The sequence below is a fragment of the Stenotrophomonas sp. GbtcB23 genome, assembly GCF_019091045.1.
Classification (GTDB): domain Bacteria; phylum Pseudomonadota; class Gammaproteobacteria; order Xanthomonadales; family Xanthomonadaceae; genus Stenotrophomonas; species Stenotrophomonas rhizophila_A.
Genome location: NZ_JAGXKC010000035.1, coordinates 26,952 through 39,073, shown reverse-complemented (window position 1 = coordinate 39,073; position 12,122 = coordinate 26,952). Strand labels below are relative to the sequence as shown.

The 12,122-nt window shown below is 67.8% G+C and carries 11 protein-coding genes; 9 read left to right on the top strand and 2 right to left on the bottom strand.

The window, feature by feature from the left end; genetic code table 11:
• Positions 1-185: 185 nt before the first annotated feature.
• Together ggt and KVS69_RS14215 are read right to left on the bottom strand one after the other, a co-directional pair.
• Complete coding sequence (ggt, locus tag KVS69_RS14220) at positions 186-1,904, bottom strand: gamma-glutamyltransferase (RefSeq protein ID WP_217538638.1); 1,719 nt, start codon at positions 1,902-1,904, stop codon at positions 186-188.
• A gap of 73 nt (positions 1,905-1,977) precedes the next feature.
• Positions 1,978-2,322, bottom strand: a complete 345-nt coding sequence (locus KVS69_RS14215) for a hypothetical protein (RefSeq protein WP_143584396.1) — start codon at positions 2,320-2,322, stop codon at positions 1,978-1,980.
• 76 nt (positions 2,323-2,398) lie between these two features.
• Between KVS69_RS14215 and ilvC the strand changes: the two genes are divergently transcribed.
• The 9 genes from ilvC (at position 2,399) to leuB (ending at position 12,038) form a co-directional block, all read left to right on the top strand.
• The gene (gene ilvC / locus KVS69_RS14210) at positions 2,399-3,373 is read left to right on the top strand and encodes a ketol-acid reductoisomerase (protein WP_217538637.1); all 975 of its coding nucleotides are present in this window, start codon (positions 2,399-2,401) and stop codon (positions 3,371-3,373) included.
• Positions 3,374-3,411: 38 nt separating this feature from the next.
• On the top strand, positions 3,412-5,148 hold the full coding sequence (gene ilvG, locus KVS69_RS14205; RefSeq protein ID WP_217538636.1) for an acetolactate synthase 2 catalytic subunit: 1,737 nt from the start codon (positions 3,412-3,414) through the stop codon (positions 5,146-5,148).
• The gene (locus tag KVS69_RS14200) at positions 5,132-5,392 is read left to right on the top strand and encodes an ACT domain-containing protein (protein ID WP_068853936.1); all 261 of its coding nucleotides are present in this window, start codon (positions 5,132-5,134) and stop codon (positions 5,390-5,392) included. The genes ilvG and KVS69_RS14200 overlap by 17 nt, the downstream gene beginning before the upstream one ends.
• 105 nt (positions 5,393-5,497) lie before the next feature.
• Positions 5,498-6,595: a threonine dehydratase gene (locus KVS69_RS14195; protein ID WP_217538634.1), complete on the top strand. Its 1,098-nt coding sequence runs from the start codon at positions 5,498-5,500 to the stop codon at positions 6,593-6,595.
• On the top strand, positions 6,592-8,145 hold the full coding sequence (locus tag KVS69_RS14190) for a 2-isopropylmalate synthase (RefSeq protein ID WP_217538632.1): 1,554 nt from the start codon (positions 6,592-6,594) through the stop codon (positions 8,143-8,145). The genes KVS69_RS14195 and KVS69_RS14190 overlap by 4 nt, the downstream gene beginning before the upstream one ends.
• An 11-nt stretch (positions 8,146-8,156) precedes the next feature.
• Positions 8,157-8,939 carry a class I SAM-dependent methyltransferase gene (locus tag KVS69_RS14185; RefSeq protein ID WP_217538631.1) on the top strand — a complete coding sequence of 261 codons (783 nt, stop codon included), beginning with the start codon at positions 8,157-8,159 and terminating at the stop codon, positions 8,937-8,939.
• A 48-nt stretch (positions 8,940-8,987) separates the two neighbouring features.
• On the top strand, positions 8,988-10,409 hold the full coding sequence (gene leuC, locus KVS69_RS14180; protein ID WP_217538629.1) for a 3-isopropylmalate dehydratase large subunit: 1,422 nt from the start codon (positions 8,988-8,990) through the stop codon (positions 10,407-10,409).
• Positions 10,409-10,987, top strand: a complete 579-nt coding sequence (leuD, locus tag KVS69_RS14175; RefSeq protein WP_068853941.1) for a 3-isopropylmalate dehydratase small subunit — start codon at positions 10,409-10,411, stop codon at positions 10,985-10,987. Before leuC ends, leuD begins: the two co-directional genes overlap by 1 nt.
• Positions 10,977-12,038, top strand: a complete 1,062-nt coding sequence (gene leuB / locus KVS69_RS14170) for a 3-isopropylmalate dehydrogenase (protein WP_217538627.1) — start codon at positions 10,977-10,979, stop codon at positions 12,036-12,038. Before leuD ends, leuB begins: the two co-directional genes overlap by 11 nt.
• Positions 12,039-12,122 lie beyond the last annotated feature (84 nt).

Below are 12,122 nucleotides of genomic sequence, written 5' to 3'. Positions count from 1 at the left end.
GCGCTCCACGAAGCGCAGGTGGCCTGAACGCCCCTTGAGAGTGTCCAGAAAAACTTGACCACCACAGGTTCACGGCGCCCCCCGTACCCCCGCACCCGCCGGCCCAGCTCAGGGCATGCGAGAACCAAAGGCTGTTCGCAAAGATGCATGAAGCAGCCACGCAAGGCGTGGCTACACCGGACTGCTCAGTATCCGGCTGCCTGCCCATCCTTGCGACTTTCCGAAGCACCGTAATACACCCCGGTTTCCGGGTCGCGCATGATCGCCTGATAGCCACCGTACGGCCCGTCAGCGAACGTCACGCGGTGCCCCTTGCGCATCAACGCGCGCACCGTTTCATACGGATAGCCGGTTTCGAGATTCACCTCGCCGCCGTCGCTCATCGCCGTGGCCTGCCCGGTCGGTTCGGTCGAGCCTTCATGCTGGATGCGCGGCGCATCACCGGCTTCCTGCAGGTTCATGCCGAAGTCCACCAGGTTCATCACGATCTGCGCGTGCCCCTGCGGCTGCATCGCACCGCCCATCACGCCAAAGCTCATCCACGGCTTGCCGTCCTTGGTCACGAAGCCCGGAATGATGGTCTGGAACGGACGCTTGCCCGGCGCATAGCCATTGGGGTGGTCCTTGCGCAGCACGAACATCTCGCCGCGATCCTGCAGGATGAAACCCAGCCCCGGCGGCGCCATGCCGCTGCCCATGCCGCGGTAGTTGGACTGGATCAGCGATACCATCATCCCGTCCGCATCGGCCACCGTCATGTAGATCGTGTCGCCCTCTTCCAGATGCTTCGGCGTGCCCGGCTGCACCTCGCGCAGCGCCTTGTCCATTGAAATCAGCTTGCGCCGCTCAGCCGCATATTCCTTCGACACCAGCTTGGCCACCGGCGCCGGCTGGAACGCCGGATCGGTGTAGAAGCGCGCACGGTCCGCGAAGGCCAGCTTCTTGGCTTCCACGAACAGGTGCACATGCTCCGGCGAGCCGAACGGAATCTTCGAGAAGTCGTACCCCTCCAGCACGTTCAGGATCTGCAGCGCCGCGATACCCTGGCTGTTCGGCGGCAGCTCCCACACGTCATACCCCCGGTAGTTGCTGCTCACCGGCTCCACCCACTCGCCGTGGTGGCTGGCCATGTCGTCGTAGCTCAGGTAACCGCCATTGGCCTTGAAGTAGGTGCCGATCGTGCGTGCGATGTCGCCTTTGTAAAACGCGTCGCGGCCGCCCTGCGCGATCTGCTCCAGCGTGTTGGCCAGGTTCGGGTTCTTCCACAGCTCACCCTTGCGCGGCGCATGCCCGTTGATCGTGAACTGCTCCTTGAAGCCTGGATACTGCGACAGCTTCGGCACCGACCGGTCCCAGTAGTAGGCGATCACCTCCGCCACCGGGTGGCCCTCGCGCGCGTAGCGGATCGCCGGCGCCAGGTTGTCGGCCATCGGCTTGCGGCCGAAGCGGTCATGCAGCGCGAACCAGCCATCCACCGCGCCCGGCACCGACACCGGCAGTGGGCCCGTGGCCGGGATGTCCTTCAGCCCCCGGCGCTGGAACTCGGCCAGGGTCAGCGACTTCGGCGAACGGCCCGAGCCGTTGTAGCCGTACAGCTTCTGCGTTTTTGGATCCCACACGATCGCGAACAGGTCCCCGCCCACCCCGTTTCCGGTGGGCTCCATCAGCCCCAGCGCGGCATTGGCGGCGATCGCCGCATCCACCGCCGAGCCACCGCCCTTCATCACATCCAGCGCGATCTGCGTGGCCAGCGGCTGCGAGGTGGCCGCCATCGCGTGCGGGGCGATCACTTCCGAGCGGGTGGCAAAGCCATGCCCGGTGACCCGGTCGGCGGCAGAAGACAGCATCGGCAGGACGCACAGCAGCGCGGCAGCCAGGGCGGCACGGACAAGGGGTCGGGTCACGGAGGAGTTTCCTGGAGGGGTGGAAAGCGTTCGATGGTGGCGGTTGAGGCGTGCCGCGCACATCCGACAATGGTCATGCACGGGGCCATCCACGACAGCCTGATCCGCGCAGAAACCGGGCTTCAAAACTTGAATTGACGTTCACCGGAACGATTTCACGCGCAACCATCCTTATGCGGCGGGGCTTTGCGCTGGATACAGCCGAAACCGTTGGAAATTGTCCAAACACGGTTGACAGCGGCAAAACCGCTGTGGTTTTCTCGATCACATGTTGCAGCGCCACACGCCCATTCGCGAATCCATCGAGCACGCCGGTCCCGGCGCGGCCTCCATCCGTTCGCTTCTTGTCCTCGTACTTATTACCCAACCAACAGGTGCGGGACGGACCGGCGTGTAAGTAGAACTGCCAGGTATCCATCAAAACCCGCACCCACCCTGGTGCGGGTTTTTTCGTTTCAGAACCCTCCGATTTCTTCCTCCAAAGGACCTCCCCCATGAGCACCAACGACCTGCCCCAGATCAAGATCGCTGTTGTCGGCTACGGCAGCCAGGGCCGCGCCCACGCATTGAACCTGCGTGAATCCGGTTTCGACGTGGTCATCGGCCTGCGTCCGGGCGGCCCGACCGAGGTCAAGGCACAGGCCGACGGTTTCACCGTCAAGGCACCGGCCGAGGCGGTCAAGGATGCGGACCTGGTCGCCGTGCTGACCCCGGACATGGTGCAGAAGAAACTCTACGAAGACGTGCTGGCGCCGAACATGAAAAAGGGCGCCGTGCTGCTGTTCGCCCACGGCCTGAACGTGCACTTCAACATGATCGCCCCGCGCGATGACCTGGACGTGGTGCTGGTTGCGCCCAAGGGCCCGGGCGCGCTGGTCCGCCGCGAATACGAAATCGGCCGCGGCGTGCCGTGCATCTGGGCGGTCTACCAGGACCGCAGCGGCAAGGCCGCCGAGTACGCCCTGGCCTATGCCGCCGGCCTGGGCGGCGCACGCGCCAACCTGATCCAGACCACCTTCAAGGAAGAAACCGAAACCGACCTGTTCGGCGAACAGGCCGTGTTGTGTGGCGGCGCCTCGGCCCTGGTCCAGGCCGGGTTCGAAACGCTGGTGGAAGCCGGCTACCAGCCGGAAATCGCCTACTACGAAGTCCTGCACGAACTGAAGCTGATCGTGGACCTGTTCTACGAAGGCGGCATCACCCGCATGCTGGAGTTCATCTCCGAAACCGCGCAGTACGGCGACTACGTGAGCGGCCCGCGCGTCATCGACGCCGGCACCAAGGAGCGCATGAAGGCGGTGCTGGCCGACATCCAGGACGGCACGTTCACCAAGAACTGGGTGGCCGAATACGAAGCGGGCCTGCCGAACTACAACAAGTTCAAGCAGGCCGACCTGGAACACCCGATCGAGAAGGTAGGCAAGGAACTGCGCGCCAAGATGGTCTGGTTGCAAAGTCAAGCCGCGTAACCGCGCGGCTCCCCCACCGCTTTCGCAAAGGTCACCGCATGAACACCTCCGCACACAGCACCGCGCCCCGCAACGGCGCACGCTGGTTGACGCAGGCCCTGGAAGCCGAGGGCGTCGATACGCTGTTCGGCTATCCGGGCGGCACCATCATGCCCTTCTACGACGCCCTGGTGGATTCAGGGCTGAAGCACATCCTGGTGCGCCACGAACAGGGCGCGGCCCTGGCGGCCAACGGCTATGCCCGCGCCAGCGGCCGCGTCGGCGTCTGCGTGGCCACCTCCGGCCCGGGCGCTTCCAACCTGGTCACCGGCATCGCCGATGCGATGCTGGATTCGGTGCCGATGGTCTGCATCACCGGCCAGGTCGCCACCCCGCTGCTGGGCACCGACGCGTTCCAGGAACTGGACGTGTTCGGGCTGACCCTGCCGATCGTCAAACACAGCTGGCTGGTGCGTTCGGTCGACGACCTGCCGCGGATCGTCCGTGAGGCGTTCCGGATTGCGCGCGAGGGCCGCCCCGGCCCGGTGCTGATCGACCTGCCCAAGGATGTGCAGATCGCCGACGCCAGCCACCTGCCGGCGCACGTGCCGGAAACGGTCAACCCGCCGGTGGCCCCGGCCGACGCCGCGCTGGCCGATGCCATCGCCGCGATCCAGGCCGCCGAAAAGCCGGTGATCTACGCCGGCGGCGGTGTCGCGCTGGGCGATGCGGTGGAGGACTTCCGTGCCTTCGTCGATGCCACCGCCATTCCCACCGTGCTGACCCTGCGCGGTCTGGGTGGGCTGCCGGCACAGCACCCGCATTACCTGGGCATGCTGGGCATGCACGGCACCCGCGCAGCCAACATGGCCGTGCAGGAGAGCGACCTGCTGGTGGTGGTCGGTGCACGCTTCGACGACCGCGCTACCGGCAAGTTGAACGAGTTCGCCCCGTTCGCCCGCGTCATCCATATCGATGCCGACGCGTATGAGATTTCCAAGCTGCGTACCGCCGATGTGGCGGTGCCGGGCAATGTCGGCACCGCGCTGCGCGCACTGACGGCGGCCCTGCCGCGCGCCGCCGCATCGCAGGAGGCATGGCGCAAGCGCTGCTCCGGGCACCGCGAGCGCTTCGCCGCGCGCTACGACGCGCCGGGCGCGCACATCTATGCCCCGGCGCTGCTGAAGCGCCTGAGCGAAGTGGCGCCGGCCGACGCAATCATTGCCTGCGATGTCGGCCAGCACCAGATGTGGGTGGCGCAGCATTGTCGGTTCAACCACCCGCGCAACCACCTGACCAGCGGTGCGCTGGGGACCATGGGCTTCGGCCTGCCGGCGGCGATGGGCGCGCAGTTCGCCTGCCCCGACCGCACCGTGGTGCTGGTCTCCGGCGACGGCAGCTTCATGATGAACGTGCAGGAGCTGGCCACCATCGCCCGCTGCCGCCTGCCGGTGAAGATCGTGCTGCTGGACAACAGCTCGCTGGGCATGGTCCGCCAGTGGCAGGAGCTGTTCTTCGCCGAGCGCTACAGCGAGATCGACCTGTCCGACAACCCGGACTTCGCCGCGCTGGCCAAGGTGTTCGGCATTCCTGCCACCCGCATCGAGAACCGCGACGACGTCGAAGGCGGCCTGGCCGCGCTGCTGGCCGAACCCGGCCCGGCGCTGCTGCACGTGGCCATCGATGCGCGCGCCAACGTATGGCCGCTGGTGCCGCCCAACAACGCCAACAGCACGATGCTGGAAAGCAACCCCGCCCATCAGCCCCAGGAGTTCCCCCATGCAATACCGGCTTGACCTGGTGCTGGTTCCCGCCGAAGGCGCGCTGCTGCGCGTTATCGGCATGGCCGAACGCCGTGGCTTTGCGCCGCGCGCGATCGTGGGTGCGCCCAATGCGGCCGACGATGGCCGCTGGCACCTGCAGCTGGTGGTGGACAGCACCCGTCCCCCGGAGACGCTGTGCCGCCAGATCGAGAAGATCTACGACTGTGTTTCGGTGCGGATCAGCGCGCTGGAGCCGGGTACTGGAGTAACCGTATGAACGCCCGCGCCGTGGTTCCGGTGCCGGTACGGAGGGGTCTTCTTCAAGGCCCGTCGCCCACGCACGACCGCGTCCGTCATCCCGCGTGCGATCTGCGGAGCCGCCATGCCGGCTAGCCGTGCCCCGCAGGAATCAGAAGTAGGCGACGTAAGCGTCGCCGACGTGCTGGCCGCGCAGGCGCGGCTGCGCCGGTTCCTGCCACCCACGCCGCTGCATTATGCGGAGCGGTTCGGCACTTGGCTGAAACTGGAAAACCTGCAGCGCACCGGCTCGTACAAGGTGCGCGGCGCATTGAATGCGCTGCTGGCCGGGCGCGAACGCGGTGATGACCGCCCGGTCATCTGCGCCTCGGCCGGCAACCATGCCCAGGGCGTGGCGTGGTCGGCCTACCGGCTGGATATCCCGGCCATCACGGTGATGCCGCACGGCGCCCCGGCGACCAAGATCGCGGGCGTTGCCCACTGGGGCGCCACCGTGCGCCAGCACGGCAGCAGTTACGACGAGGCGTACGCCTTCGCGCGCGCCCTGGCCGACCAGCACGGCTACCGCTTCCTGTCCGCCTTCGACGATCCCGACGTGATCGCGGGCCAGGGCACGCTGGGGATCGAACTGGCCGCGCATGCGCCGGACGTGGTGATCGTGCCGATCGGCGGTGGCGGGCTGGCCTCCGGCGTCGCGCTGGCGCTGAAATCGCAGGGCGTGCGCATCGTCGGCGCGCAGGTCGAGGGCGTGGATTCGATGGCCCGCGCGATCCGCGGCGACACCCGCGAGATCGCACCGGTGGCCACCCTGGCCGACGGCGTGAAAGTGAAGATCCCTGGCACCCTGACCCGCCGCCTGTGCAGTGCGCTGCTGGACGGCGTAGTGATCGTGCGCGAAGCCGAGCTGCGCGAAACCCTGGTACGGCTGGCGCTGGAAGAACACATCATCGCCGAAGGCGCCGGCGCGCTGGCGCTGGCCGCCGGCCGCCGCGTGGCCGGCAAGCGCAAGTGCGCGGTGGTCTCCGGCGGCAACATCGACGCCATGGTGCTGGCCCAGCTGCTGTCCGACATCCGCCCGCGCCCGCCGCGCAAACCGCGCCGCCGCGCCAGCGAGCGGACACGGCCACCGCTACCGACCGTGCTCGCGCCACCCCCGAATTCCATCGTCCTTCCTTCCCCTGCCTTGCCATCCGACCTTGCCGTCGAGGAGACCTCCTGGTGAATACGCCCAACTCCCCCCGAATTCGAATTTTCGACACCACCCTGCGTGACGGCGAGCAATCGCCCGGCTGCAGCATGAGCCCGCAGCAGAAGCTGGTGATGGCACGCGCGCTCGACGAGCTGGGCGTGGACGTCATCGAAACCGGCTTCCCGGCCAGCTCGCAGTCCGACCGCGACGCGATGGCGATGATCGGCCGCGAAGTGCGCCGCCCGACCCTGGCGGTGCTGTCGCGCTGCCTGGCCGCCGACATCGAAACCTCGGCGAGGGCCCTGGACGCAGCCGCCAATGCGCGCCTGCACGTGTTCCTGTCCACCAGCCCGCTGCACCGCGAGCATAAGCTGCGCATGAGCCGCGAGCGGGTACTGGAATCGGTGCACAAGCACGTGAGCCTGGCGCGCAGCTACATCGACGATGTGGAATTCTCGGCCGAGGATGCCACCCGCACCGAAGAAGACTTCCTGATCGAAGTGGCCCGCGTGGCCGTCGCTGCCGGCGCCACCACCATCAACCTGCCCGACACCGTGGGCTTCACCACCCCGGAAGAGATCCGCGGCATGTTCCAGCGAGTCATCGCCGGGGTGCCCGACAGCGACCGCATCATCTTCAGCACGCACTGCCACAACGACCTGGGCCTGGCCGTGGCCAATTCGCTGGCGGCCATCGAAGGCGGCGCCCGCCAGGTGGAGTGCACCATCAACGGCATCGGCGAGCGCGCCGGCAACTGCTCGCTGGAAGAGCTGGCCATGGTGCTGAAGGTACGCAACGCCTTCTACGAGGAAGACACCCGCATCAACACCCCGCGCATCGTGTCCACCTCGCAACTGCTGCAGCGCCTGGTCGGCATGCCGGTCCAGCGCAACAAGGCGATCGTGGGCGCCAATGCCTTCGCGCACGAATCGGGCATCCACCAGCACGGCATGCTGCGCCACCGCGGCACCTACGAAATCATGCGCCCGGAAGACGTGGGCTGGGAGAATTCGCAGATGGTGCTGGGCCGCCACAGTGGCCGCGCGGCGGTTGAAGCGCGCCTGCGTGCACTGGGCTTCTGGCTGGAGGAAGAAGAGCTGAAGCTGGTGTTCGAGCAGTTCAAGACCCTGTGCGAGCAGCAGCGCGTGGTCACCGATGCCGACCTGCAGGTACTCATGCAGGGCAGTTCCACCCAGAATGGGTACCGGCTGGCCTCGATGACCATCAGCGACGTGGGCAGCCGCGCCAACGCGCTGGTTGAACTGTCCGACCCGGACGGCAACCGCGTGGCCGAAACCGCGCAGGGCGATGGCCCGGTGGACGCGCTGTTCGGCGCGCTGTCGGCCGCCACCGGCGTACAGTTGATGCTGGACAGCTACCACGTGCACAGCGTGGGCATCGGCGCCGACGCGCGCGGCGAAGCCAACCTGAGCGTGCGCCACGACGGCGTGGAATACGAAGGCACCGGCACCAGCCGCGACATCATCGAAGCCTCGGCACTGGCCTGGCTGGACGTGGCCAACCGCCTGCTGCGCCAGCGCCAGGCCAGCGCCGAACACCCCGCGGCCACCGCCGCCGCCTGAGGAACCCACGCATGAGTGCCTTCGACAGCCCTTACACCGCCGATGCTTCCCAGCACTGGAACGCGCACGACTACGCCATCGACGCCGGCTTCGTGCCGCTGCTCGGCGGTGCGGTGGCGCGCCTGCTCGACCCGCAGCGCGGCGAGCGGATCCTTGACCTGGGCTGCGGCGATGGCGTGCTGAGCTTCGATCTAGCACTGAGCGGCGCGCACGTGACCGGCGTGGACAGTTCGCCGGAGCTGATCGGTGGCGCGCGTGCGCGTGGGATCGATGCACGGCTGATGGACGCGCATGCGATGACCTTCGAGCGCTGCTTCGATGCGGTGTTCAGCAACGCGGCGCTGCACTGGATGCGGGAACCGGACAGGGTGATCGACGGCGTGCGCCGTGCGCTGCGGCCCGGTGGCCGCTTCGTCGCCGAGATCGGCGGCCAGGGCAACGTGGCCACCATCACCAGCGCACTGCAGGCCGCCCTGTGCAGCAACGGCCACGCCGTGCCGGCGTTCCCGTGGTACTTCCCTGACGAAGACGCCTACGCCGAGCGCCTGCGCGCGCACGGTTTCCAGGTGCGCCATATCGAATGCCTGGCACGCCCGACCGTGTTGCCCACCGGCATGCAGGGCTGGCTGCGCACCTTCGCCTCGCCCTTCCTGGTGGGGTTGGATGCCGCCCAGCGCCAGCGCGTGCTGGATGACACCGTGGCGCTGCTGGCGCCGACCCAGCGCAACGCGCACGGCCAATGGACCGCCGATTACGTGCGGCTGCGCTTCGAGGCGCGGCTGCGCACTTCCTGACCGACCCGAACCGCCCTATCGTCACATGAACCACAGCAAGGCCATTCCATGACCCCAGCTCCCCGCACCCTGTACGACAAACTGTGGGACGCCCACGTGGTCGTGCCCGAATCGGACAGCGCGCCCGCCGTGCTGTACATCGACCTGCACCTGATCCACGAAGTGACCTCGCCGCAGGCCTTCACCGAACTGCGCGAGCGCGGCCTGTCGCCGCGCCGCCCGGACCGGACCAAGGCCACCATGGATCACTCCACCCCGACCCTGCCGGCCGGTGCCGACGGCAAGCTGCCGTACGCCAGTGCCGCTTCGGAAGCCCAGGTGGCGATGCTGGCGCGCAACTGCGCCGAGCACGGCATCGAGCTGTTCGACCTGCAGTCGGCCAACCGCGGCATCGTGCACGTGATCGCACCCGAGCAGGGTTTCACCCAGCCGGGCATGACCATCGTGTGCGGTGACAGCCATACCTCCACCCACGGCGCGTTCGGTGCGCTGGCGTTCGGCATCGGCACCAGCGAAGTGGGTCACGTGCTGGCCACCCAGTGCCTCCTGCAGCGCAAGGCCAGGACCATGGCGATCACCGTCGATGGCACACTGGCGCCGGGCGTGGGCGCCAAGGACGTGGTGCTGCACATCATCGGCGTGATCGGGGTCAACGGCGGCACCGGCCATGTGCTGGAGTTCCGGGGCAGCGCGATCACCGCGATGGACATGGAGCAGCGCATGACCCTGTGCAACATGTCCATTGAAGCCGGCGCGCGCGCCGGCATGGTCGCGCCGGACCAGGTCACCTTCGACTGGGTAGCCAATACGCCGCGCGGCCCCAAAGGCGCGGAGTTCGACATCGCCGTGGCGCAGTGGAAACAGCTGCGCAGCGATGCTGGCGCGCGCTTCGACGTGGAAGTCCACATCGACGCTGCCGACATTCGCCCGACCCTGACCTGGGGAACGCATCCGGGCACGGCGATCGCCGTGGACGCCCCGATCCCGGCCGCCAACGACGCGGCCGACCAGAAGGGCCTGGATTACATGCACTTCCACGCCGGGCAGACCCTGGCCGGTACGCCGGTGGACGTGGTGTTCGTCGGCTCGTGCACCAACGGCCGGCTGAGCGACATGCGCGAAGTGGCGCAGGTGCTGCAGGGCCGGCGCGTTGCCAATGGCGTGCGCATGCTGGTGGTGCCGGGTTCGGAGATCGTCAAGCGCCAGGCCGAAGCCGAAGGCATCGATGCCATCGTGCGCGCGGCCGGCGCCGAATGGCGCGAGCCGGGCTGTTCGATGTGTATTGCCATGAACGGCGACCTGGTCGCTCCGGGGCAGCTGGCAGTGAGCACCAGCAACCGCAACTTCGAAGGCCGCCAGGGCCCGGGCTCGCGCACGCTGCTGGCCTCGCCGATGACGGCCGCCTGGGCAGCGGTGAACGGCCACGTGGCCGACCCGCGCGAACTGTACGCCAGCCAGGAGGTGGCCTGATGAGCGGCTTCCGCACCCTGACCTCGACCAGCGTGGTGCTGCGCGAGACCAACATCGACACCGACCAGATCATTCCGGCGCGGTTCCTGTCCACCACCGAACGCGCCGGGCTGGGCAAGCACGCATTCAACGACTGGCGCTGGCAGGCCGATGGCAGCCCGAACCCGGGTTTCGCCTTCAACCAGCCGCACAATGCCGGGCGCAGCATCCTGCTGGCCGGGCGCAACTTCGGCTGTGGCTCCTCGCGTGAGCACGCGCCGTGGGCATTGGCCGACCTGGGCCTGCGCGCGATCGTCAGCAGCGAAATCGCCGATATCTTCCGCGGCAATGCGCTGAAGAACGGCCTGCTGCCGATCGTGCTCGACGAAGCCGACGTGCAGACGCTGATGCAGCGCCCGGACGACGCGTTGACCGTGGACATCGCCGCGCGCGAGCTGCGCACACCCGATGGCCGGGTGTATTCCTTCCCGCTGGACGGCTTCTCGCAGACCTGTCTGCTGGAAGGCGTGGACCAGTTGGGGTATCTGTTGGGTCGTACCCCTGACATTGAACGTTACGAGAGTGAACATGCACGCTGAGATTGTCGTATTGCCCGGTGATGGCATCGGTCCGGAAGTCGCTGCGGCCGCGGTTGCGGTGCTGGGCGCGGTGGCCGAACGCTTTGCCCACACCTTCCATTTCAGCGAACACGATATCGGCGGCATCGCCATCGACCGCCACGGCGAGCCGCTGCCGGCGGCCACGCTGGAGGCCTGCCGCCAGGCCGACGCGATCCTGCTGGGCGCGGTGGGCGGCCCGAAGTGGTCCGACCCGAACGCGAAAGTGCGCCCGGAACAGGGCCTGCTGGCCATCCGCAAGGCGCTGGGGCTGTATGCCAACCTGCGCCCGGTGCGCACCCACCCGGCCGCGCTGGGCGCCTCGCCGATCAAGGCCGAGCTGCTGGAGGGCGTGGACTTCGTGGTGGTGCGCGAGCTCACCGGCGGCATCTACTTCGGCGAGAAGACGCGCACGGCCGACATCGCCAGTGACCTGTGCAGCTACAGCGTGGGCGAAATCGAGCGGGTGATGCGCAGCGCGTTCCGGTTGGCACGGCAGCGCCGTGGCAAGGTCACCTCGGTGGACAAGGCCAACGTGCTGGAAACTTCGCGCCTGTGGCGTGACGTGGCGGCGCGGATCGGCCGTGAGGAATTCCCGGAGATCGCGCTGGAGCACCAGCTGGTGGATTCGATGGCCATGCACCTGCTGGCCAAGCCGCGCGAGTACGACGTGATCGTGACTGAGAACATGTTCGGCGACATCCTTACCGATGAAGCTTCGATGCTGGCCGGTTCGCTGGGCCTGCTGCCGTCGGCGTCGCTGGGTGAGCCGGGCGCGGTCGGGATCTACGAGCCGATCCACGGGTCTGCGCCGGATATCGCCGGCAAGGGCATCGCCAACCCGTACGCCACGATCTTCAGCGCCGCGATGCTGCTGCGCCATTCGTTGGGGCTGGAGGCCGAAGCGGCTGCCGTGGAAGCGGCCGTACATGCCGCGCTGGACGATGGGGTGTTCACCGCCGACCTGGCCGCCAAGGGCCAGGCGGTGAGCACCACGCAGGCCACCGACGCGGTGTTGGCGCGTCTGGGATAAGCGGCGGCCCAGAGGCAGAGCGGACTGGTAGAGCGGACTGTCAGTCCGCTGCTCTCGGCGCAGACCCACACACCGCGCGAACGG